General features: G+C 59.5%; 16 protein-coding genes and 1 tRNA gene. 8 read left to right on the forward strand and 9 right to left on the reverse strand.

Features of this window, described 5'->3' with window-relative positions; all coding sequences use genetic code 11:
* Window positions 1-203: 203 nt before the first annotated feature.
* From OJF58_RS07295 to OJF58_RS07310, 4 genes are read right to left on the reverse strand one after another with little or no spacing between them, the layout of a single operon-like run.
* Window positions 204-3152, reverse strand: a complete 2949-nt coding sequence (locus tag OJF58_RS07295; RefSeq protein ID WP_300783137.1) for a type I restriction endonuclease subunit R — start codon at window positions 3150-3152, stop codon at window positions 204-206.
* Window positions 3149-4546 (reverse strand): restriction endonuclease subunit S, encoded by a 1398-nt coding sequence (locus tag OJF58_RS07300; protein WP_300783138.1) that lies wholly within the window; start codon window positions 4544-4546, stop codon window positions 3149-3151. The genes OJF58_RS07295 and OJF58_RS07300 overlap by 4 nt, the downstream gene beginning before the upstream one ends.
* On the reverse strand, window positions 4543-6516 hold the full coding sequence (locus OJF58_RS07305; protein WP_300783140.1) for a class I SAM-dependent DNA methyltransferase: 1974 nt from the start codon (window positions 6514-6516) through the stop codon (window positions 4543-4545). Before OJF58_RS07305 ends, OJF58_RS07300 begins: the two co-directional genes overlap by 4 nt.
* 49 nt (window positions 6517-6565) lie before the next feature.
* A complete protein-coding gene (locus tag OJF58_RS07310) occupies window positions 6566-7747 on the reverse strand; it encodes a TraM recognition domain-containing protein (protein WP_300783142.1) in 1182 nt (393 codons plus the stop codon).
* A gap of 80 nt (window positions 7748-7827) precedes the next feature.
* Between OJF58_RS07310 and OJF58_RS07315 the strand changes: the two genes are divergently transcribed.
* Both OJF58_RS07315 and OJF58_RS07320 read left to right on the forward strand, forming a co-directional pair.
* Complete coding sequence (locus tag OJF58_RS07315; protein ID WP_300783143.1) at window positions 7828-8943, forward strand: SIR2 family protein; 1116 nt, start codon at window positions 7828-7830, stop codon at window positions 8941-8943.
* Window positions 8933-10789, forward strand: coding sequence for an ATP-binding protein (locus OJF58_RS07320; protein WP_300783145.1), 1857 nt, complete (start codon window positions 8933-8935; stop codon window positions 10787-10789). The genes OJF58_RS07315 and OJF58_RS07320 overlap by 11 nt, the downstream gene beginning before the upstream one ends.
* 434 nt (window positions 10790-11223) lie before the next feature.
* Here the strand turns inward: OJF58_RS07320 and OJF58_RS07325 are convergent, their stop codons facing one another.
* Window positions 11224-12603, reverse strand: coding sequence for an ATP-binding protein (locus OJF58_RS07325; protein WP_300783146.1), 1380 nt, complete (start codon window positions 12601-12603; stop codon window positions 11224-11226).
* Between the two features lie 326 nt (window positions 12604-12929).
* Window positions 12930-14492: a recombinase family protein gene (locus OJF58_RS07330; RefSeq protein WP_300783148.1), complete on the reverse strand. Its 1563-nt coding sequence runs from the start codon at window positions 14490-14492 to the stop codon at window positions 12930-12932.
* A 335-nt stretch (window positions 14493-14827) separates the two neighbouring features.
* Between OJF58_RS07330 and OJF58_RS07335 the strand changes: the two genes are divergently transcribed.
* The gene (locus OJF58_RS07335; RefSeq protein WP_300783149.1) at window positions 14828-15823 is read left to right on the forward strand and encodes a hypothetical protein; all 996 of its coding nucleotides are present in this window, start codon (window positions 14828-14830) and stop codon (window positions 15821-15823) included.
* Complete coding sequence (locus tag OJF58_RS07340) at window positions 15820-15987, forward strand: hypothetical protein (protein ID WP_300783151.1); 168 nt, start codon at window positions 15820-15822, stop codon at window positions 15985-15987. The genes OJF58_RS07335 and OJF58_RS07340 overlap by 4 nt, the downstream gene beginning before the upstream one ends.
* 160 nt (window positions 15988-16147) lie before the next feature.
* Here the strand turns inward: OJF58_RS07340 and OJF58_RS07345 are convergent.
* Window positions 16148-16224 (reverse strand) — tRNA-Arg (locus OJF58_RS07345).
* A gap of 213 nt (window positions 16225-16437) precedes the next feature.
* Between OJF58_RS07345 and OJF58_RS07350 the strand changes: the two genes are divergently transcribed.
* Genes OJF58_RS07350 through OJF58_RS07360 form a run of 3 tightly spaced genes read left to right on the forward strand, consistent with a single transcriptional unit; the run spans window position 16438 to window position 18866 of the window.
* Window positions 16438-17322, forward strand: a complete 885-nt coding sequence (locus tag OJF58_RS07350) for a DMT family transporter (protein ID WP_300783152.1) — start codon at window positions 16438-16440, stop codon at window positions 17320-17322.
* 27 nt (window positions 17323-17349) lie between these two features.
* A complete protein-coding gene (locus tag OJF58_RS07355) occupies window positions 17350-18540 on the forward strand; it encodes a molybdopterin-dependent oxidoreductase (RefSeq protein ID WP_300783154.1) in 1191 nt (396 codons plus the stop codon).
* Window positions 18541-18551: 11 nt separating this feature from the next.
* A complete protein-coding gene (locus OJF58_RS07360) occupies window positions 18552-18866 on the forward strand; it encodes a cytochrome c (protein WP_300783155.1) in 315 nt (104 codons plus the stop codon).
* A gap of 5 nt (window positions 18867-18871) precedes the next feature.
* Here OJF58_RS07360 and OJF58_RS07365 read toward each other — a convergent pair whose 3' ends face one another.
* Window positions 18872-20215, reverse strand: a complete 1344-nt coding sequence (locus tag OJF58_RS07365; RefSeq protein WP_300783156.1) for an LLM class flavin-dependent oxidoreductase — start codon at window positions 20213-20215, stop codon at window positions 18872-18874.
* A 124-nt stretch (window positions 20216-20339) separates the two neighbouring features.
* Window positions 20340-21836 carry an NAD(P)/FAD-dependent oxidoreductase gene (locus OJF58_RS07370; RefSeq protein WP_300783157.1) on the reverse strand — a complete coding sequence of 499 codons (1497 nt, stop codon included), beginning with the start codon at window positions 21834-21836 and terminating at the stop codon, window positions 20340-20342.
* A gap of 77 nt (window positions 21837-21913) precedes the next feature.
* On the opposite strand from OJF58_RS07370, the gene OJF58_RS07375 reads away from it, so the two are divergent.
* Window positions 21914-24217 carry a xanthine dehydrogenase family protein molybdopterin-binding subunit gene (locus OJF58_RS07375; RefSeq protein WP_300783159.1) on the forward strand — a complete coding sequence of 768 codons (2304 nt, stop codon included), beginning with the start codon at window positions 21914-21916 and terminating at the stop codon, window positions 24215-24217.
* The last annotated feature ends 77 nt before the right edge of the window (window positions 24218-24294 follow it).

The following is a 24294-nucleotide window of genomic DNA, read 5'->3' on the forward strand; positions in this document are numbered from 1 at the left end:
GCTTCGAGGACATCCACATACAGCTTCCACACACGGCGTACCTATTCTCTATGGGGATGTTGGCGCCGCTCCGAAGCAGCAGGCATCGCAGTCGGCATGCTTTCGGCCTCGGACGACTTCCTCGCGTATCACTCTGCTCGCATGCGCTCACAGACAGAACGCTCCGGCCTCTTCCTACTCGGCCTTACGATGATGCGGGCCGCCTAAGCCCTGCTACCCGGAGCATCCTCGTATGTCATTGAAAACACCATTTCGGTCAGCCAACGCTGGAAATCCGGATTGTCGCTAAACTGTTTGTACAGCTCGGAGTCGTCCTTCAGGACCGACGTCATCACCCGTCTAAGCGCCTTGTCGTGCTCGATCCGTGCATTCTGTTTGTCGGAGTTCTTCTTGGCGTTCTGATACGCCTTGTCTGCCGAAACTTTGGATGGGATATCCTCTGTGACAAGCTTCCGAATGCGGTCGCTGTCTGCCCATTTGATGTTGCCGAACTGGTCATTGAACGACTTCAGAATACTGGAAAGTCGGTCCAGCTCGGGCTCAGCTCTTCCACCACCAGCATCCGTCGGCACTGGCTCGATTTCCGCATGCTGATCCGGCAATTGGATCTTCAGCGCCGTCTTCTTCTCGGCGCGGTAGCTGTCCATATCGATGGTTTCCAGGATGCCTTTCGACAAGTCTTCTTCTTTCGGCGCCGGCAGCTTCGGAATCAGGAAGGTCAGGAAGATCGACAGCTTCTCCCATTCGGCGTTAGTGTACGGGAGGATCGCCGACAGGAAGCCGTAACTCCGGACGAAGGCTTTGGCCTTTCCCTTGAAATCGACCTGGCCGTCTTCATCGAGATTTTGGAGATAGAGCGCAACACAGCTATCGAGCAGCGGATCGAGCGTTTCCCTGCCCGAACCCGTCAAATACAGCTTGGCGAACTCTTCGACCACCGCAGGCGAATAGATGCCTGCACCGTCGAGGTCCGCTTTGAGGTCGTGCAATTTGTTGGCGTCAGTCTCTTCCGCCAAGATGGTCGTTCGATAGTATGGCTCGAAGGACGCCTTTATTGTCTCCAGGTCGTTCATGAAATCGAGCACGAACGTGTCATGCTTCTTTGGGCGCGCCCGGTTAAGCCGCGACAGCGTCTGCACCGCTTTGATGCCGGACAGCGTTTTGTCCACATACATGGTGTGCAATAGGGGCTCGTCGTAGCCCGTCTGGAACTTGTCGGCGCAAATTAAGAAGCGATACGGGTGTTCCTGAATCTTGTCAGCGATCTCGCGCGACGGGAATCCGTTGAGCGAGGCCTCGGTGACTTTCGTCCCACCGTAGTCATGCTCCCCGGAGAACGCGACGATCGCCTTGTATGGGCTCTTGCGCTCTTCCAGATACTTTTGGATCGCGTGGAAGTACTGGATGGCCCGCTCGATGCCGCTTGTCACCACCATCGCCCGGGCTTCGCCACCGATCTTGCGCAGGTCGATGACCTGCTCGTGGAAATGATCGACGATGATCTCGGCCTTAACGCGGATGGCGTGGTCGTGGCTCTCGACATACCGCCGCAGCTTCTTCTTAGCCCTCTTGGTGTCGAATTCCGGATCGCCCTCGATTGTCTTCACCAGCTTGTAGTAGCTATCGACCGGCGTGTAGCTCTGGAGCACATCGAGGATGAATCCTTCGTCGATGGCCTGCTTCATCGTATAGCTATGGAAGGGGCGGTGCTTAGTCTTGCCTTGCTCTTGGTATGGTTCGCCGAAGATCTCCAATGTCCTGCTCTTTGGAGTCGCCGTGAACGCGAAATAGCTCGCATTCGGGAGCAGCTTCTTCGCCTCCATGATCCGATTGATCTTGTCCTCGATCGTCTCGTCTTCCTCCTCCTCGCCCGCAGCCGACAGCGCAGTGCTTAGAGCGGCCGAGGTCTTACCGCCCTGACTTGAATGCGCCTCATCGATGATGATCGCGAACGGTTTGCCGCGGTGCTCGTTGCTGATCTCATCCAAGACAAAGGGAAACTTCTGCACTGTCGAGACGATAATCTTGCGGCCGCTTTCAATAAACTTACGCAGGTCACCGGAGTGGTCTGCATGCCCGACCGTCGCACCGACCTGCATGAAGTTCTTGATGGTGTTGTGGAGCTGGCTATCGAGGATAGTCCGATCTGTCACCACGATGACCGACTCGAATACGGGCTGGTCCTTGCGTTTGAGGCTCACGAGCTGATGTGCCAGCCAGGCAATCGAATTGGACTTCCCGCTACCCGCCGAATGCTCGATCAGGTACCGCTGACCGGCCCCGTGCTCGCCTGCATGGGCAAGCAGCTTCCGAACCACATCCAGCTGATGGAAGCGCGGGAAGATCTGATCACGCCTCTTCTTGTTTGTTTTCTTGTCCCGCTCTTCGACGATTTGCGCGTAGTTCTCGATGATGTTCGTAAGGCTCGCCGGACGTAACGTTTCCTTCCAGAAATAGTCGGTCTTCAGTCCGGTCGGATTTGGCGGATTGCCGGCGCCGTCATTCCAGCCTTTATTGAATGGTAGAAACCACGACGCTGGGCCTTTAAGTTGGGTACAGAATCGGACCTCTGCGTCATCGATCGCGAAGTGCCCGATGCAGCGGCCGAACTGAAACAGCAACTCCTTCGGGTCGCGGTCTCGCTTGTACTGCTCGATGGCATCCGCCACCGTTTGCTTGGTGAGGCTGTTCTTGAGCTCGAACGTGGCTATCGGTAGACCGTTGATAAACAGCCCGACGTCCAGAGCATTCATAGTCTCGTCGAGGCTATAGCGGAGCTGCCGTGTAACGCTGAACCGATTGGCAGCATGACGCTCTTCGGCCTTGGTGTTGCCGGGCGTCGGTGTCCCGTAGAAGAGGTCGAGTGAGTGCGGCCCATGCTTTACGCCATGCCTCAGCACGTCGATGACGCCCCGTTTGGTGATCTCGCCTTGCAAGCGTGCAAGAAACTTTTGCCGCGTTGGGCTTTCGTTGTCCAAATCAAGCGCATCGACTAGCAATGGTTGAGTGGAAGTGATGAAAGCGCGAAGTTGCACCAAGTCCACCGCATAGCTGCGGTCGTAGTCGGTCGGATTGCCAGCGATCCAGCCGTCGGCCGTCATATCGCCGAGGATCAGGACCTCCAATCCTTTCTCACTTGTATCGGTTTTCATGCTGCGTCTTCGGCCTCAAGCTCTCCAGCTTCGACCGATTCTTCATCGTGCGGCAATTCACCAACTTCGTCCAGTAGCTCGACCTCCGGAGTCGCGTCGGGCAGTTTAGCCGCTGCCTCCCGCACGTCGAGCTTGCCGGTGACGATATCAGCAATCAGGCCTACGCGGTACTCCCGAAGGAGATCAATCTCACGACGAGCCCTATCAATTGCGGCGCGGAGAGACGATGTAGCCTCATCGAGGAAGCGGATGATGGCCGCTTGCTCAGCAGGCGGCGGAACCGGCGTCTTTACGCCCAGGAAGGTTGACGGAGGAATCGTGTTCCTAAGTCCAGAATACAGTGGACTCAAAAGTTTACGGTCGTCCATTGCGATGTAGAAGGCTTCAATAAAACTCGCGAGAAGTTTGTCGTGACATTCGAAGACCGTGTACGCGCCTGTAATCATCCCATGATGGTTGGAGAGGCCGACTGTTCTCGGCGTCTCAGGCACATCGAAAAGGCAAAAGACCAAATCGCCAGGTCGCACTTCTTGACTGGTACCCATATCCGCTGAGAACTTTCCACGCCCTGACGCGACATCTCTTACAATCACGCCGGCCTTAGTGAGCGACAGTAATTGATAGTCACTATGGCGTTTTCCTACGAGCACCTTTCGCTTCCGAAGCATCGCCCTATTAGGAACCAAGTGCCAATGCTCAGGCACATCCCCCAGCCACTCCACACCAGAAGGCTTGAGCCGAACACTTGGATCGAGCCCGCGCGTGACCGCGCGGTGAATAATGGCCTGCCTTTCTTCCTCGAGCAGCTTAATCAGCTTTTGCTTTGCTGCGATGTAGCGGCGTATCCGCCGGTCGGCGTGATCAAGGAATCGGACGATGGCTGCTTGCTCAACCTCTGGCGGAATTGCAAAGGGTATCTCTCGCATCCTCGATTGCGCTAAGTCCCATTGACCGATACGAACACCGTCTGAAGCCTGGTTGAAGTAAGGGATATATGCTTTAGACCTAATTGCTAAATGAAAGAAATTGACGGCTACGCCGGCGAGCTCAAATACAAAGTATGCCGGGCTGACGATACCATCGAAGTCAGAGACGCCATACGAACCCTGCCACGCCTTCATTTTGTTCATTGCAAATTGTCCGCGCCTCACTACTTTATAATTCGAGAGATCATCAGGAATGTAGTTGTGGTTTTCGTCGGCATCAGTAACGTCCCGAACGATAACGCCCCTTTCACGAACGACCGAAAGCAAAGGCAAATCAGGACGATTTCTTTGTGTCACCGCTTCTAGGACATGCCGCAATTTGCGCACGTCCCAATGGTTCGGCACATCTCCCAGCCATGGCAGGCCGGAGTCCTTCATCTTGGGGTAGGGTTTCAGGCCGTCGATCATACGGAAGTTCCGACGATCTCTTTCAGCAAGCCTTCCGTTTCACGTTCAAGCGCAAGAATGTCTTTCTTGATGTCTTCGAGAGAGCGGAGCGGTTGCGGCTTATAGAAGTATCTATTGAAGCTGATCTCGTACCCGATCTGCGTCTTGCCCTCATCGATCCATGCATCCCTAGCATGAGGTAGCACTTCTCGACTGATAAACGCTTTAATCCCACCCGGCTCTTGCAGCGGTACCTGTTCCGTATCGCGCAGATCGCCATCCGGTTCATACTCAACGACACAGCGCTTACCCTTAACGACAACTTCAAACAGCCCGTGTAATGGATCGGCCGTAGCTGATTTGTGGATCTTGCGAATTACTGGTGAGGCAGTAGGAGTGGTGCCTCGCTCGGCTTTCAACGCCTTAATTTCCTTTGGCGTGTAGGCGCGATCAGCATCAATGCCAGGAATTCGCAAAGGCTGCTCGACCGTAACCTTCCAATACCCGAAGGCCGCATTGTCAAAAATCTTCGATTGTTCGGTGTCCCTGAAGTCAAGGAACGCCTGAACAATCCGGTCGATATCTTCGCCCGACAATTCGCAATTCTTCTGGCCGAGGTTCTTCCGTAGCGGCTTGTACCAACTAGTCGCATCAATGAGCTGAACCTTGCCCTTGCGATGTTCCGGCTTCCTGTTCGTGATCACCCAGATGTAGGTCGCAATGCCTGTGTTGTAAAACATGTTGAGCGGCAACGCGACGATGGCTTCGAGCCAATCGTTTTCGATGATCCAGCGGCGGATGTTACTCTCACCCTGGCCGGCGTCGCCGGTAAACAACGATGATCCGTTGTGAACCTCCGCGATGCGGCTGCCCAGCTTCGTCGAGTGCTTCATCTTCGAGACAAGATTGGCAAGGAACAGCATTTGCCCGTCGCTCGAACGCGTCACCAGCGAGTATTCGGGATCGCCGCTATGCTCGATCAGGAAGCGCGGGTCCTTGATGCCATCCTTGCCGCCCATGCGTTCGAGATCGCTTTTCCAACTCTTGCCGTAGGGAGGATTCGACAGCATGAAGTCGAACTCGCGTGACCGGAACGCGTCGTTGGCGAGTGTTGAATATTCCGGGCCGCCGACGATATTGTCCGCCGCTTCGCCTTCGCCTTTAAGAAGGAGATCGGCCTTGCAGATCGCATACGTCTCCGCGTTGATTTCCTGACCGTAAAGATGGGTGGCAACCTCCTTGCCGTGATCCTTGGCGAGTTGCTGCAAGGTTTCTTCTGCCACCGTCAGCATCCCACCAGTACCGAGCGCGCCGTCATAGAGCAGATACGTGCCTGATTCGATCTGATCGGCGATCGGCATGAAGATCAGATTTGCCATGAGCCTTACCGCATCGCGCGGCGTCCAGTGCTCGCCAGCCTCTTCATTGTTCTCTTCGTTGAAGCGGCGCACCAGCTCCTCGAAGATCGTCCCCATCGCGTGGTTGTCGAGACCCTTTTGCTTCACCGATCCATCGGCATTGAGCACGGGGTTGGGACTCAGGTTGATCGAGGGATCGAGGAATTTGACGATTAGCGTGCCAAGCGCGTCAGCTTTGGATAGCCTTGGGATCTGATTCCGGAACTCGAAGTTGTCCAGGATCACCTGAACATTCGGCGAGAACCCGTCGAGGTACGCCTCAAAGTCCGCCCGCAGCTGCTGCTGACTGCCCCTGTTGCGCAGATCGCGAAGGGTAAACTGCGACGTGTTGTAGAAGCCCTGTTCGGAGGCGGCGCGGAGTGCAGCGTCCTGGTTGGTTATCTTCGCCTTATCGAGGCTCGCTTTCGCGTCGAGCACCGCCTTCTTCGTCGGCTCAAGCACCGCGTCGAGGCGGCGTAGCACCGTCATCGGCAGGATCACGTCTCGGTACTTGCCGCGGACATACAGATCGCGCAGTACATCGTCTGCAATTCCCCAAATGAAGTTGGCGATCCAAGTGTAGTCTCCGTTCACTGCACCGTTCCTTCCGCTGTCGCCAGGGTCCTTCATTAGTGTAATGCTATCACGACGACGGGCTCCAGGGCGACGTCGACGCGCTAAACGGCTTGCTTGGTGTCCCGTCGACCATGAGCTTGAGGTAGACGTGGTAGTTGGGGAGCGAGGTCAAGTCGTCGGCGTCAAATACCGGTGAGAACTCGCGTGCCAGGTGGATAGCGTCCTCGGCTCCCGTTCGGAACGCGATGACCGTACCTGCATTTCCTAGGACAGCGTGCCGCACTTCCGACTCCAACTGGTCGAGGTGCTGATGCGCGAGCGCAAGCGAGACGCCGTACTTCCTGAGCTCGGAGGCCATCGTCGCGATTGAGAGCGTCGTGAAGCTCTGAAATTCGTCGAGGAACAGGGCAAACGGCCGGCGCTCTGCGGCAGGAGCGTCGGCGCGGCTGAAGGCCGCTAGCCCTATGGTCGATACAAGTAGGCTCCCCAAAAGATTGGCGCTGTCCTCGCCGATCTGCCCTTTGGCGAGGTTCACAAGTAGCGCCCCACCCGCATCCATGATCGATCGAAGGTGGAGGTCCTCCTTCGGCTCCGTGAGGATGCGCCGAAGCATCGGATCGGCCAGGAATGCCCCTATCTTGTTCTGCACCGGCGCAATGCCGTCTGAGCGATATCCCAACGAGTACCGACTGAACTCCTTGAGCCAGAACTGTCGCACCGGCTCGTTGGAGAGCGCCCAGGCGACTTCCTTCCGAAATGATTCCTCGCCAAGGAGCCGCAGAACGTCGGCCAACGTGCTCCCCGGCCGTTCGAAGAGGGCATAGAGAGAGTTCCGGAGAATATGCTCCATACGAACGCCCCACGCATCACTCCACAGCTTCCGCATAGCTTCGAGCAGGCCGGAGACCGCAAGCGGGATCTTGTTCGTCCGCACGTGCCGCAGCGGGTTGTAACCGTATGGTGACGTAGGGTCAGGAACGTTCCAGTAGATTAAGTCGGATCGGCCGGACCGTTGAGCATCGTTCGCGAGCCGCTCAACCACGTCGCCGTGAGGATCGATAAAGCAGAGGCCGCGGCCAGCATGAAGATCCTGCCTTGCGAGCGACGCCAAGAACGTAGACTTCCCGGTCCCGGTCTGTCCAAGTATATAAATGTGCATCAGCCGGTCGGCCTGACGAATGCCAAACGCGGTGCGGTCATTCCGGAACAGCACATGCCCTATGTGCGATACGTCCTTCTCCTTTCCCATGCCGTCACGATACCGGCGCACTGTAGTGTCCGCATGACGGCATCATGCAGGGCTTTGAAGTAGCCTAACGAAGAGCGTGCATGCGCTTCTCGCTCGCGTGTCATTACTCGTTCCCGACCGTTTCTGCACGTGGTAGCATGCAAGCTGAGAACTACACCATGCCACGGACCTCCTGTATCACGGCCGACTCAACCGACTTCAGCAACACGCTGACGAAGGCCCTTCAGTCATGTCAAATTAACTTTCTCCTCGGTTCTGGAGCTTCTACCCCAGCAATTCCGATCGCCGGTCAAATCGAGGACGAACTGAACAAGCTCCTCGAAGATCCGGCGGCGCTACAGGCGAAGAAGTTTGAATTTCTCCGAGCAATTCAGGTCTCAACTAACGATCTCATCACAAGCGTAGAAAACGCCAACAACATCGAGACGCTCGATGCCCATCGACAATTCCTGGGCATCCTGTCGCGCATCCTTGAGGAAAGAAAAACCGATTTGCTACCACGACAGGCAACCGTGTTCACGACAAACTACGATCTCTTTGTTGAACGTGCGTCTGAAAGTGTCGTGACACTTCGAGTCAACGACGGGTTTCTCCGAGGCCCTGCAGTCGGGGCAAAACCGAAATATCAGCCCGAGACTTTCTTCGATGTAACATACAAGACGGGCACCTTGTACAGGTACACGGCGGCCGTGCCCATCGTAAATCTGATCAAGTTGCATGGATCTCTATCGTGGCGCACGGCTGGCACTGATCTGGTCTACTGCGCAGCGGAGTGTGAAGTCCCGGATCCAAGTGCCGAAGATTTTGCAACGAGCCTGCCGCTCTTTTTGGATCAGTTTTCCCTCGTGCTGCCAACCAAAGAGAAATTTAAACAGACTTTGGTAGAGCGGACCTACTACGACCTACTACGAATCTTGGCTAACTCATTGGAAGTCGAAAATACGGTTCTGATCGCCTTTGGCTTCTCATTCGAGGACGAGCACATCCGTGATCTGGTCACCAAAGCTCTGAAAAATCCCACCTTGTTGCTTGTGATTGTGGCTTACAGCAGGGGCTCGATCGACGGCTACAAGACCAAGTTCGCCAATCACAATAACGTTGTGATTTACCACCCCGACGGCGACGAGCTCATCAAGTTTCCTCGCTTCAATGAGCTTCTCTCGGGCGTTGTTCCGAAGTCCGCCTATGGCAACTGACTATCAGAAGAAGGAGGCCGTTCTTCGGATCGGACAGGTCGTTGAAGTCTCTGGTCGCAGAATCTTCGTGCGCGTTGATAAGAACAAGAATGTATCGGACCTTCTATTCGACGGCCAGATCCTAAGGAACGTGTCGGTTAACGGCTATATTGAGATTCGAAAAGGCTTCCTGACGCTAATTGGTAAAGTTGAAGGTGAACGAATCGAGGAGGCCGGAACAGCGGATATTGCTGCCGTCGCCCACTTTGATAGAAATAGGCGCGTTTTGACTATTGCCTTGGTTGGATTCATCAATAGGGACGGGCAGTTTCAGGGTGGAACGCGAGAACTACCGCTGATTGGGAACGAGGCATTCTTGGTGACCTCGGAGCGTATCCATCAGATCCATAGGCTAGCGACCGACAACAGCATAACCATATCGATCGGCAAGACCGATTACGAAGAATACCCGATGGAGTTTCCGGTCGATGGCCTATTTAACAGCCATATTGCGATCTTCGGAAACACTGGCAGCGGCAAATCCAACACGCTAGCGACGCTGTTCGGCGCTTTTGTACATGCGTTGCGCGCCCGGAACGCAGCGGCGTTTCTCGAAAAGTCGCGTTTCCTACTGTTTGACTTTAATGGGGAGTACGCAAAAGCCGAGTGCATCACCGACCAGAAGAGGGTGTTCAATCTTTCGACCGGGAGAACGGCAAGCGATAAGTTGCCGATTTCCCAGGATAGCCTTTTAGATGTCGAGCTGCTGGCAATTCTCGCAGACGCCACTGAGAAGACACAAAAGCCCTTTCTCCGCCGCGCCGTGCGTCTCTTCCGTCATGTTTTTGATGGCAAAGAATCCGATGAGGCCACCGAGCATTTTAGAAATATTGTGCGGCTACAGGTGACCCATATTTTACAGATGTCCGACAAACTACGCGTCGATTTGTTGCTGGATTACCTTCGGGAGATTTTGCCTGAGAACGATGAAAATGGAAATCGCATTGAGATCAACGGAGACATTGAATGGCACAACGTATCACAGGGATACCGGATGCGTGGGCCTGGCCAGATATTCTTGAAAACCGAGCCAGACAAGATTCCCGACACCATCGTATACCAACATGTTGCACGTTTTGCTTTCAGTGAGAACCTACTCACGAAATTGATCTCCTTCATGTACGTGCAGTTGATATACGACGTTCTAGCAAACAGGGCTCAAAATGAGCACATCGCCCCGGCGATCAATAAACTGATCAGTAAGCGAGTAGATATCGAAAAAATCCTTGATACGGACAGTGGAGGCACCCTGTGGGAGCGCAATTTTGTTGTCGTGAATCTACACGACGTTAACCTGGAGATGAAGAAGACGATCCCGCTATTGGTGGCAAAGAAGGTATATCAAGACCACAAGAATGGTCCGAGAGGTCACTCGCTCTCCGTAATCATTGATGAGGCGCACAACATCCTCTCGACCGAATCAGCCCGGGAGGCAGAGAGTTGGAAAGACTATCGGTTGGAAACGTTCGAAGAAATCATCAAGGAAGGACGGAAGTTCGGTGTCTTTGTGACAATCGCGAGCCAGAGACCCAACGACATATCTCCAACTATCACCTCACAGGCGCACAACTACTTCATCCATAGGCTGATTAATCAAAAGGATTTGGCGACTATTGCCTCTGCCGTGTCCTACATTGACCAGCTTTCGGAAGCTTCAATCCCTACACTCCCGACAGGCACATGCATCTTCAGCGGGACAGCAGGCCAGATGCCTTTGAAGCTGGTAATTCCTAGACTGGAGGGACTGAAGCGGCCACAAAGCGGCACACTTGAGTTCACCGACACAATTCCAGCAGCTGGTAGCTAAACATTGGCCAGCTGCCCCAAATGCACCGGCGAAGAGAGTCCGGCTCATTGAGGGCTGGGATTGGCGGCAGAGACGGTAGCAAACGATGACGTGCCACCGATGCTTGCCCAGCCGTGCATCACGCCGTTTTTGCGTAGCCGGCTCCATCGGCGAGACTAAGCAGCGAGGCGGTCGTCTGGTTCGGAAACCACGCCGTCCATCTTTGCTTTCTTTTTTACGTCTCTTTCGACGTGCTCGATGATGGTGCGCGCGAGGCCAAAAGTTCGAGGTTTGCCCCGATAAGGCTCACTCGAACAAAAACCGTGCATTACGGTACCTAGACATGAAGAAAGCGCTCAACCGAGCGCTTTCTTCATGCACGCGGATCCATGCGTTGCGGTGTCTAGACCGGCGAGACCCAAGGGGAATCGAACTTTGAGCGATTGCTCTTAGAATTACACTTTCGATACTGCCTCGGTGTCGAACACGCGCACGTCGTTATCGGTCTTGAAGTATGGGATCTTGTCTTCCTCAATACCGAACCACAGGTAGATCTCTCTCATGATGTTAAAGAGAAATCGAGCCGGTTCGAAATCCGTGACCGATGATTCGATCTCAAACGCCGTCTCGTCCGCCGGCGCAGGCTGATCATGCATTCCAAATTGTTGGGAGGCACTAAACAAACCATATGGCCCAAGCATGCTCTTGATCCCCCCAAGGTGCATGTGATGCAGTTCGACACGCATAATGACTTTGGCCGGTGGGGTGTCGAAGTCCTTGAGGACTAGCGAATAGAAATTCAAGAATGCATAGACGTACTCGATAAGCGCCAGAGGATTGAGCCGCTGCTTGCTGTCGTCACGCCCCCACGCAAGGAAGGCTGCATCAGCCGGTGCGACCGCGACCATCATGCCATCGCGATAGAGATCGAGGACTTTGCGATCACCGTTGGTGGCACGGATTGCCTCCCCTTTCATGATCTTAGCCTGATCGTGGTGCGTCAGATCCCAACCGTAGTGTCGTAGTTGCGGAGGATGTTCGAGCTTGCGCCTGATACTGTCCTCCGAACTCGCAAAGATCGTCTTTAGCTGCCCCGGGGGCAACGGAACGACAGACAAGGCGATGTATCGCCCCTCCTTGATGCCCCCATGGGCGGCCGCGGCTTCAACTCGCTGTGTGCGGGTTTCTTCAGGAATTTTTTTTTCTGGAACGGACGGCGAAGCAGGGGCCGCGTTCTTGATGAGCGTTTCAAGCGCTTCAAATTTTGAGCTAACCAGCGCATCGTAGTTCAGCCCCGCACGCAAGGCTGCTTGAAGTTCCGCTATACTTAAGGGTTTGCTCGTATCTCCCTTTCTCTCAGCATAGCCCAGCAACGTCTCACTGTGTTTTGCTCCGTCGAACGTCCTAGTCACCAAGAACGGTTTCGAAGAGGCGCTTTGCGCCGGGATGCTTATGACAACAACTCCCTTCGAAGGATCACCCTTCGTTGGAACCCAAACAACCGTCACACCTGCTATTGCGGGGAAAACCCACGCGTCGAGGACGTCCGTATACTGGGTCGTGTTGACCAGACCCTGCGCGAACGAGCGCACCTTCTCTATCTCATCACCGAAATGGGAAGTGCTCGATTTGGTCTGCAGACCAATGATGATGCGGCCACCAGAGGCATTCGCGAACGAGGAGACATCCTTTGCGAGCTCGCGCTTCGCTTCATCATTGGTGAGCTGGTAGGGCTGGCCCTTGCATTCAAGCCACGCCGTTTCCGATGCGCCAACGAGCGCCTCGAAATCTCCACTTGCCACAATGGCATCCAGTTGTTCCGGAGTAACTTCCACGTTGCCAGTATAGGGTCTGGGTTCCCAAACCCCAAGTCAGGCGTATCCTTCCCGGATATGCTCAATCATCAAGAGCGGTCGGCATTGGTCGACCACCTCATGGCGAACGCCACCGAGGAAGAACGCATTGATGCGACCAGGCGCTGGTTCAACGTCTTAAGCGTCCTTATCAGATTTGCAGAGAACCACAGTTGTCCAAAGTGTACTGGCGGAGAGAGCATCGCTCATGGAGAGCCGGGACCGGCGGCAACAGACGATGCCACGCCGGCGATGCCCGCCGAGTCGTGCAACACGCCGTCTTGGCGGAGTCGCCTCTATCGGCGAAACTAAGCAGCGAGGCGATCATCTGTATTGGAAGCCTCGTTGTCGTTGCCTGCCTTCTGCTTTGCGTCTCGTTCGACGTGCTCGATGATGGTGCGCGCGAGGTCAAAAGTTCGAGGTTTGCCCCGATAAGGCTCACATGAGGTGATGCCTTGCGGCGTCACCAACTTATCAAACGGTTTTTGCCAAGCAATTACGAGCTCTTTTTCCGATACGGATAAGTTCGATGTTGTGTCGGTGAGCAACTCGTCAATATCTAGCTCAGAGGCTGAATCTGCAAAGCAACTAAGCCTTCTTACGAGTTCGAGGATTCTGTTGGCCTCTGCGCGTGCCACGGCTTCCGAATCGCTTAGCGCGTTCAACCTTGATCGCAGTACCGCCAACTCTTTTATCAGTTCCTCCTTTCGCCTTAAGAAGGTGTCTTTGTCGATGACTCCATCGATGTAGGCATCGGTCATTCGAGAAAGCCGACCGGCAACCGCTTTTTGCTGTAGTTCAATCTTGCTTTTCTCGACCGGCAGTTCGTGCACCCTCTGCTTTAACAAATACTCCATATCTGCCTTAGCTAGCGCCCATTCGGCGTCCGTGAAGCGTAGCGTGAGAGCCGACTTGGCGAGCTCGGCATCGATGCGATCCTCGCGGATGGAAGCACGCGGACAACTTCTTGTATGACAACGATAGTAGATCCGGCCTTTCTGGCGCTCCGCGATGAGCGCGTAGCCGCACGCGCCGCAGCGAATGCGTCGCTGATACCGGTACCGCTTCCGCATTCCTCGGTGTGGCGTCCGGCCTTGGAGGACAGTCTGCACCTGGTCGAAGAGCCCGATATCAATCAACGGCTCATGCACGCCCTGAAATACTTCGTTGGTCGTCCGAAGCTTGATGATACCGGCATAGAACGGGTTGTTGAGCATCGTCGACAGACCATTCATCGTGACACGACCGCCCCGGTGATTTCGGAGGCCACGTCGATGGAGTTCCGCGCAAAGAGTGTCGAGGGACCACAAACTGGTACGATACAGCTCGAAGGCGGAGCGCACTAACGGGCCGGCAACCGGATCAATCATTTTCGGCTTTCCGCCTCCCTGATCGAGATAGCCGAGCGGCGCTTTCAAGGGATATAGGCCCTGCTTGAGACGCCCGTAGAATCCCTTCCGAACTTCATCGCGCAGGTTACGGATATAGTCGGCCGCGACGACGGCAAGAATGTCCGCCGAAAGCCTCCCGCCTCGCGACGTAAGGTCAATGCTCTCGTGCGCGAAATGCAGTTCGATGCCCCGATCGGCGAGTTCACCGAGGCGCGCCCAGTCACGTAGGTTGCGCGCGCTACGGTCAATCTTGTGCGTGATAATCCCGGCAGCCTTACCACGATCGAGCCCCTTGAGCATGCGATTGAACAGCGGTCGCCCCTGGCTTGCCGCCGTCTCCTGCTCTTCGAACCACTCAACGATCCTGAGGCCGTGGCGCTTGGCGTAAGCTTCAACCGCCGCTTTTTGTTCTTGAAGACTCGAACCCTGCTCTCCCTGCTTGATCGTGGAAACGCGGATGTATGCGAAATACTGCTTCATAGATCTGGCGTGCTTCAAGCGACTCTAGCATTCCCATCCGATTCACGCGAATCGCAGACCGGACACCGATGGTTCTCCGCGAAGCGAATCAGGATCGTGAGCACGTTAAACCAGCGGCGGGTGGCATCGATCCGCTCGGCTTCGGTTGCATTAGGCATAACGAAATCGACAAACGCTGATCGTCGATCCTGCTTCATCGCTTAATCGTATCTATGGGACGGTACGCCAGCTAGGGATGGCGATGCACAGCGCGACGTGCATTACGGAGTCTCTGCATCAGATAGACTGAACGATACACTGCAAAAATGTTGCCGAGTAAGGAGCCGCGATCTGAGTTGTTGGTTTCCGACGTCCTGGAAGACGGCACGCTTGTTGAAACCATCTTTGACCCTGCAAGTCGGGAAACCCGCTTCGTGCGTCAGTCAGCGGGCGGTTGCGAATACCTCACGGTGATTGACCGAGACCGCATCCGATACGTCCCCGTCAAAGCCCGGAACGACCTTGTACGGCATCGGGCACTATTGCTTCCCTCCGAGCCGACGCCATGCGGCACTCTCACCGAGCTGCTCGCAGAGATCGAAGCGTTCTTCGCCCGATACGTCGTGCTCGCGCCAGATGCACAGCGTCTAGCCGCTGGATACGTGATTCTCTCATGGCTCTACGACGCCTTCCGGGAACTGCCGTATCTTAGATTTCGCGGCGACTACGGCACCGGCAAGACCCGTGCGCTCATCGTGATCGGCAGCATCGCGTGCAAACCGTTCTTCGCTTCGGGCGCTTCGACGGTGTCGCCCATTTTCCACACGCTTGATACCTTCAAAGGCACGCTCGTCTTCGACGAGGCAGATTTCCGATTTTCCGACGAGAAGGCGGAACTCGTGAAAATCCTCAATAATGGCAACGTTGCCGGATTTCCGGTGCTGCGCACGCAGGTCACGGCCGCGAAGGAGTTTGAGCCGAGGGCCTTCCATGTTTTCGGACCGAAAATGGTAGGCATGCGCGGTCGCTACGACGACCGTGCCTTGGAGAGCCGCTTCCTTTCGATCGATATGGAGCCCGCGCTCAAGGGCACGGTTCCGATAAACCTGCCCGATGCCTATGAGGCGGAGGCGCTCACGCTTCGTAACAAGCTTCTTCATTTTCGGCTCCGAGAACGTCTGAAGGTACGCCTCGACCATACGCTGGCGGTACCGGGTCTTGAGCCACGCATAAACCAGATCCTGCTACCACTCCTCTCCGTGGTGCCCGATGGGCAATACCGTGATGCGATCGTGCGCCATGCCGAAGCCCACCAGGCCGACACGGTTTCAGAGCGTGGCGATATCGGATGAAGCGCATCATGGCCATGCTCGATGCGATGACCAGCGATACCGAGCCGTTCCTGTTCAAGTACAAGGCCGACTTCGGCGAGGCATGGCGCGTCCCGCCCGTCATGTACGATCTCCTGGAGACGCCATGGCATCGCGTCCGCAGCACGTTCGATCTCATGCGCTAGTAAACATCTGCAGAGCGTCGAGCTTCGGAGAGAATCGCAGCACGTTGGCGCGAAGCGCGAAAGCAAGGCTAAACGCAGCAATCTCGGCTGCCTCTGAGCCTAGCGCGAGCCTAAGAAGGCTGGGAAGCCCATCCAAAGAGGCCTAAAGTATTGAAAAGATTGGCGCGCCCGAAGAGATTCGAACTCCTAACCTTCTGATCCGTAGTCAGATGCTCTATCCAGTTGAGCTACGGGCGCGGCGGGGACTTCTCTAAAGAAGATACCCAGGGCTTGCAAGCCGGACCGCAGGGCGGCCCCGGTCGCCAGTGGCAATCAACTGGCGCAAATGCTTGGCAAAGGGTCACTTTCGGTCTAACCGGCTCGGTCAGTTATGAGCGTCCGGCCGCCTCCTGCCCTGATCGCACCGCCTGGTCCGGGTCGAAGCCGTCCGCCGGTCGGCTCCGCCATGCCATGACCCGCCAGTCGCCCCGGGTGCTGGCGCTGCTGGCCGGCCTGACCCTGATCTGGGGCACCAACTGGCCGCTCTTCCGGGTCGCGCTCGCCGAGCTGCCGGTCCTCACCTTCCGCAGCATCGTGCTGACGACCGCGATCGTCGTCCTCTACGTCGTGATGCGCCTGCGCGGCGAAGCGCTCGCGGTCCCGCGCGGCAAGTGGCCGATACTGATCCTGGCCTCGCTGATGAACCTCACCGTCTGGAACATCGCGACCTCCATGGCGGTGCTCTACATCCCGTCCGGCCACGCCTCCGTGCTGGCCTACACCATGCCGCTCTGGGTAGCGCTGATCGGCTTCGTCGTGTTTCGCCAGCCGCTGACGGGCCGGCTGCTGGCGGCCATCCTGATCGGCGCGGCGGCGGTGGTCGCGCTGATGGCGCCCAACTTCGAAAGCTATGCCGGCGCGCCCTGGGGCCTGTTCTGGGGGCTTCTCGCCGGGCTCTGCTGGGCCATCGGCACCTTCGTCGTGAAGCGTACGAGCTGGCCGGGCATGGGGCTCTCCCTCACCTTCTGGCAGGTAGCCGCCGCCTGGCCGCCGATCGTGCTCGGCGCCGTCGTGATCGACGGCCCGCCCACGCACCTGCCCTCGGCCCTGGTCATGGCGGCGACGCTCTATACCGGCGCGATCCCGATGGCGCTGGGAACGGCGGCGTGGTTCGCCCTGGTGAAGCTCCTGCCGGCGCAGGTCGCGGCCCTGTCCTCGATCGCCATCCCGATCGTCGCCGTGCTGAGCGGCATGATCCTCCTGCACGAGCCGCTGTCGCCCCTGCAGGCGGTGGCGATCGGCTCGACCGTGATCTCGCTCTGGCTGGCGCTGGTCCCGGGCCGGAGCGTTGGCTAAAATTGGCGCAACGACCCGGAGGACGCCATGATCAATAGACGAGGCCTGATCAAAGGTTCCGGCGCACTCGCCGCCGCCCTCAGCCCCCTGCAGGCGCTCGCCGACAGCGTGACGATGCCGTTCGGCAACGGCGAGCGGCCGATCGTCAAGTATCCGCAGAAGCGGCCGATGATCGGCCTCACCAGCCGCCCGCCGCAGCTCGAGACGCCGTTTTCCGTCTTCAACGAGGGCGTGATCACGCCCAACGACGCCTTCTTCGTGCGCTACCATCTGGCCGGCCTGCCGGTCGACATCGATCCCGACACCTTCACCGTCGAGGTCAAGGGCAAGGTCAACAAGCCGTTGAAGCTCCGGCTCGCCGACCTCAAGCGCCTGCCGGCGGTCGAGATCGTCGCGGTCAACCAGTGCTCGGGCAACAGCCGCGGCTTCTTCGAGCCGCGCGTCGCCGGCGGCCAGTCGGGCAACGGCGCGATGGGCAACGCGCGCTGGCGCGGCGTGCCGCTCAAGACCGTGCTCGACCAGGCGGGCGTCGCGGCGGGCGCCAGGCAGGTGACCTTCAACGGCATGGACGGCCCGGTGCTCGATACCACGCCGGACTTCGTGAAGGCGCTCGACATCGACCACGCGCGCGACGGCGAGGTGATGCTCGCCTATCAGATGAACGGCGCCGACCTGCCGTTCCTGAACGGCTTCCCGCTGCGCCTCGTCGTGCCGGGCTGGTACGGCACCTACTGGGTGAAGCATCTCAACGAGATCACCGTCATCGACAAGGTGTTCGACAATTTCTGGATGAAGACCGCCTACCGCATCCCGGCCAACGACTGCCATTGCGTCGAGCCCGGCACGGCGCCCAAGGAGACAGTGCCGATCAACCGCTTCGACGTGCGCTCCTTCATCACCAGCGTGGCTGACGGTGCCAAGGTGAAGGCCGGCGAGCTGACGTTGAAGGGCATCGCCTTCGACGGCGGCAGCGGCATCAAGGAAGTCGCGGTTTCCACCGACGACGGCAAGAGCTGGACGCCGGCCAAGCTCGGCCAGGACCTCGGGAAGTACTCGTTCCGCGAATGGCAGTTGCCGGTGAAGCTCGCAGCCGGGACGCATGTGCTGAAGGCGCGCGCCACCAGCAACAAGGGCGAGACCCAGCCCGCGACAGCGAGCTGGAATCCGGCCGGCTACATGCGCAACGTCATCGAAGCCGTCCACGTGACGGCGAGCTGAGGAGCCCGATCATGAGACGCTTCGCCCTGGCCGGCCTCCTCGTCGCCGGCAGCGCCGCCCTCACCCTGTCGGTCAGCGCCAAGCCACTGAACTACGAGCTGCCGGAAGAGGCCGCCACCCTGAAGCCCGGCCCCAATCTCGATGTGGTGCAGGGCAATTGCGGCGCCTGCCATTCGGCCGACTACATCCAGACCCAGCCGCAGGGACCGAAGTTCAAGCAGGCGTTCTGGCAGGCCGAGGTCACCAAGATGATCAAGGTCTATGGCGCGCCCATCAAGGAAGAGGATGTGCCGAAGATCGTCGAGTACCTGTCGACGACCTATTGAGGCTCCTACTCGGCGGCCCTGGCAGTCGTCGCGAAGAAGCGGTTCGCGGGCCGCGGCAGGCCGAGATTCTCGCGCAGCGTCTTGCCCTCGTACTCGGTGCGGAACAGCCCGCGGCGCTGCAGCTCGGGCACGACCTTGTTCACGAAGTCGTCGAGCCCGCCCGGCAGATAGGGGAACATGACGTTGAAGCCGTCCGACGCATTGGTCGTCAGCCATTCCTCCATCTGGTCGGCGATCATCCCGGGCGTGCCCAGCATGCCGAGCCCGCCGTAGCCGCCCAGCCGTCCGGCGAGCTGGCGCACGGTGAGGCCCTCGCGCCGGGCGAGCGCAACCACCCGCTCGCGGCCGCTCTTGCTCTGGTTGGTCTCGGGGATTTCCGGCAGCGGCCCGTCGGGATCGAACTTGCGCGCATCGATGCCGACCGCGATCGAGAGCGCGGCGATGCTGCTCTCGTAGCTCACGAGGCTGTCGAGCCGCGCCCGCTTCTCCTTCGCCTCGTCCAGCGATTCGCCGATGACGACGAAGGCGCCGGGCAGGATCTTGATGTGGTCGGGATTGCGCCCAACCCTGGCTGCACGGCCTTTCACGTCGGCATAGAAGGCGCGGCCGGCCTCGATCGGGCCGCCGGCCGCGAACACGACTTCCGCCGTCTCCGCCGCGAGCTGACGGCCCGCATCGGAAGCGCCCGCCTGGACCATCACCGGCCAGCCCTGGATCGGCCGCGCGATGTTCAACGGTCCGCGCACCTTGAGATACTTGCCCTTGTGGTTCAGCACATGGAGCCTGGCAGGATCGAAGTAGATGCCGCTCTCGACGTCGCGGATGAAGGCGTCGTCGGCCCAGGAGTCCCAAAGGCCGGTCACGACATCGAAGAACTCGCGGGCGCGGGCATAGCGCTCGCCGTGCTCCATCTGCTCGTCCATGCCGAAATTCAGCGCCGCGTCGGGATTGGACGTCGTCACCAGATTCCAGCCGGCGCGACCGCCCGAGATGTGGTCGAGCGAGGCGAAGCGACGGGCAATGGTGTAGGCCGGCTCGAAGGTGGTCGAGGCCGTGGCAATCAGGCCGAGATGCTCGGTGTGCTGGGCCAATGCCGGAAGGAGCGTCAAAGGATCGAACGACGTCACCGTCGCCGAGCGCTTCAGCGCCTCCATCGGCATGTTCAGCACGGCGAGATGGTCGGCCATGAAGAAGGCATCGAATTTGCCGCGCTCCAGCGTCCGGGCATAACCGATCAGGGCCCCGAGATTGAAGTTGGCGTCGGGGGTGCCGCCGGGATAGCGCCAGGCGGCCGTATGGATGCTGACCGGGCGCATGAAGGCGCCCAGCCGAAGCTGGCGTCGGGTCATGGGAAGAATGTCGCCCTCGTCGTTGCAGCCCGCAAGATGGACCGGACGACAAGAATTTATCCTCGCATTACCCGGAGGAGCGTGTAGCTCGGTGCCGCGCTCCGATGAACGGCAGCGTCGTGCGCTAGGCGAGCGCGAAGCCCTTGTAGCCAGCGGCCACGACCTCCTGGCAGGCCGCGACGTAGGCCGGGAAGCCGCCGATATAGGGCATGAAGACGCGCGGCTTGCCCGGGATGTTGGCGCCGACATACCAGGAGCTGCAGGTCGAGCGCAGCGTGATGCTGGCCGACTTGCCGACCTCGCCCACCCATGCCTCCTGAGCGGCGCCGGTCGCCTCCGACGGGCTGCCCGGCCCGGTGATGGTGAAGAGATTGGGAAAGCCCGCGACCGTGAGGCCGAGATAGGTCTTGGGGCCCTCGCGCCACGCTTCCTGCAGCGTCACGCCGCCGCGGCCGCGGAAATCCACCCCGAGCAGTGCGCCGGTCATGGCGTCGAAGCCCGTCGCCAGCACGAGGCAGTCGAAGTCATGATCCCGGCCTTTCGCGCGCAGCCCGGTCGGCGTGATGCGCTCGATCGGGTCGTCGCTGACATCGACCAGCTCGACGTTGGGCCGGTTGAAGGTTTCCCAGTAGCCGGTATCGACGCAGAGCCGCTTGCAGCCGATGATGTTGCGGGGCGAGAGGATCTCCGCCGTCGTTGGATCCTTGACGATCTCGCGGATCTTGGTCCGCACGAAGTCGGCCGCGGTCTTGTTGGAGTCGTCGTTCAGCAGGAGATCGGAGAACGAGGCGATGAAGCCCAGGCCGCCATAGGCCCAGCGCGTCTCGTAGATGCGGTTGCGCTCCGCTTCCGGCGTTTCGACGGCCGACGCCGGATTGATGTCGAAGTCGATACCGGCCGGCTTGGTCCTGGCCCGCGTCCGCATCTCGCGATAGGTCGCCTTCACCCGCCGCACATAGTCGGTATCGAGCGGTGCGTTGTGGGCCGGAATGGTGTAGTTGGCGGTTCGCTGGAACACCGTGAGACGGCTTGCCTGCCGGGCGATGATGGGGATCGACTGGATGGCCGAGGAGCCGGTGCCGATCACACCTACCGTCTTGCCCGTGAAATCGACGCCCTCGTGCGGCCAGTTGCCGGTGTGATAGGTCGGCCCAGCGAAATCGCCGAGGCCGGGAATCTTCGGCATGTTGGGCGAGGAGAGGCAGCCCATCGCCGTGATGACGAAGCGCGATGCCAGCCGGTCGCCGCGGTCGGTCTCGACGATCCAGAGGTTGTCCTGCTCGTCGAAGGTCCCGCCTGTGGCCCGCGTCTCGAACTGGATGTCGCGCCGGAGATCGAACCGGTCGGCGACATGGTTGGCGTAACGCAGGATCTCGGGCTGCGTGGCGTAGCGCTCCGTCCATTCCCATTCCTGCTCGAGCTCGGGCGAGAACTGGTAGGAATACTGCACGCTCTCGACGTCGCAACGCGCCCCCGGATAGCGATTCCAGTACCAGGTGCCGCCCACGCCCTTGCCCGCCTCGATCACGCGTGTGGAGAAGCCGCCCTGGCGCAGGCGATGGAGCATGTACATGCCGGCGAAGCCCGCGCCGACGACGATCGCATCGAAGTCCGTCTTCATGCCCGGATTGGAACCCGGCGCTTCCCGGGAGGCAAGCGGGCTCTTGCCTGCCGCCGACCGCCACGCGAGATTGCGGCATGGCCCTTTCGATCATCGGCGATTCGCCCAAACGGCGCGAGGATCTGCGCTTCGTCACCGGCCGGGGAGCCTATCTCGACGACCTGCGCTTCGACGGGTTGGCGCAGGCCGCTGTGCTGCGCTCGCCGTACGCACACGCCTCGATCCGCTCGATCGATGTTTCGGCCGCGACGCGCGCGCCCGGCGTGCTGGCCGTGCTCACCGCCGCCGATGCCCATGCCGACGGGTTGAAACCGCTACGGCCCTATGTCGAGGCCAATGTGCAGACCGGCGAGCCGTTCGCTTTCGCGCTCCAGCCGCTGCTCGCCGCCGACAAGGTGCGGTTCGCGGGCGAGCCGGTGGCGCTGGTCGTGGCCGAGACGCTCGCCCAGGCGCTCGATGCCACCGAGTCGATCATCGTCGACTATGTCCCGCTTCCCGCCGTCACGACGGCCGGGGCGGCCTGCGCGCCCGGTGCACCGCAAATCTCGGCAGAGGTGCCGGGCAATCGCTGCCTCGACTGGCGCACCGGCGATTGGGCGGGCGTCGAGGCGGCCTTCGAGCGCGCCGCGCACCTCGTGCAGCTTCGGCTCGACAATCATCGCGTCGTCACCAATCCGATGGAGCCGCGCGGCTGCGTCGGCCAGTTCGATCCGGCGAGCGCCCGCTATACGCTCCATGTCTCGAGCCAGAACATCCACGCCAACCGCAACCACGTTGCGCGCTGCCTCGGCGTCGAGCCGAAGGATGTGCGCTTCGTCGCCCCCGATGTCGGCGGCGGCTTCGGCGCCAAGAACTTCGCCTACGCCGAGCAGGCGCTCGTGCTGTGGGCCGCGCGCCGCATCGGCCGGCCGGTAAAATGGGTGGCGAGCCGCAGCGAGGTGTTCCTGTCCGACCACGCCGGGCGCGACGTCCAGGCCGAGGCGACGCTCGCGCTCGATGCGTCGGGCCGGTTTCTCGCCCTGAAGGTCGAGAGCTTCGCCAATCTCGGCGCGTACATGGCCGGCGCCGGTGGCGGCGTGCAGACCTACCAGTACGTGCATCTGCAGGGCACGGTCTATCGCATCCCCGCGATCGCGCTCCACATTGTCGCCGCCCTCAGCAACACCGCGCCGATCGGCGTGACGCGCGGGCCGGGCTTTGCCGAGACGGTGAACATTGTCGAGCGCCTGATCGATGCCGCGGCGCTGCAAGGCGGTTTCGACAGGTTCGAGCTGCGGCGACGCAACATCGTGCCCGCGCACGAGATGCCGATGATCAATTCCTTCGGCTTCCAGATCGACAGCGGGGCCTTCGGCGATACGCTCGACAAGGCGCTGGCGCGCGCCGACCTGGCGGGCTTCGCAGACCGCCGGCGCGAGAGCGAACGACGCGGACTGCTGCGCGGGCTCGGCGTCGCCTATCACATCAAGGGCACCGGCGGCTCGCCGGAGGAGAATGTCGATATCCGGTTCGAGAGCGACGGCACGGTGGCGCTCGTCACCGGCACGCAGCATATCGGCCAGGGCCATGAGACGACCTTTCCGCAGATCCTCGCCCATCGCCTCGGCATCCCCAACGAATTGATCCGGCTCCGTCAGGGCGACACCGATCTCATCGCCACGGGCGGCGGCCACGGCAGCTCCCGCGCCACCTACATGGGCGGCACGGCGATCTGGCGTGCGGCCGATGCCATCATCGCCAAGGGCCTCGCGCTCGCGGCCGAGGCGCTGGAAGCCGCCGAGGCCGATATCCGCTTCGAGAACGGCCGCTTCACGGTCTCCGGCACCGACCGCGGCACCGCACTGCTCGACGTCGCGGTCCTCGGTCGCAAGAAGAACCGACCTCTCGACACCTATCATTTCTGGAAGCGCGAGCATCTCACCTTCCCCAACGGCGCGCATGTGGCCGAGATCGAGATCGACCGCGACACGGGCGCGGTCGATCTCGTGCGCTACACGGCCGTCGACGACTACGGCGTGATGGTCAACCCCATGATCGTCCAAGGGCAGGCGCATGGTGCGATGGCGCAGGGCATCGGCCAGGCGCTGATGGAGCACGCCGCGTACGACCCCATCTCGGGCCAGATGATCGCGGCCTCCTTCATGGACTATGCGCTGCCGCGCGCGGCGCACCTGCCGGCGTTCGACCTTGGCTTCAATCCCACCTCCTGCATCACCAACCCGCTGGGCGTGAAGGGCTGCGGCGAGGCCGGCGCGATCGCCGCCTTCCCGGCCATCGTCAATGCCGTCCTCGATGCCCTGCGGCCGCTCGGCGTCACGCATTTCGACGGTCCTGCGACTCCCTTGCGTGTGTGGCAGGCCATCGCGGCGGCTCAAGGCTGATACCGTTCTTTGTGCGTGCGCTGCGCAGGGCGCCACATCATGATCACAGGCAGCGAGAGAGGCCTTTCCTAACATGG

It is taken from the genome of Enhydrobacter sp., assembly GCF_030246845.1.
Lineage (GTDB): Bacteria > Pseudomonadota > Alphaproteobacteria > Reyranellales > Reyranellaceae > Reyranella.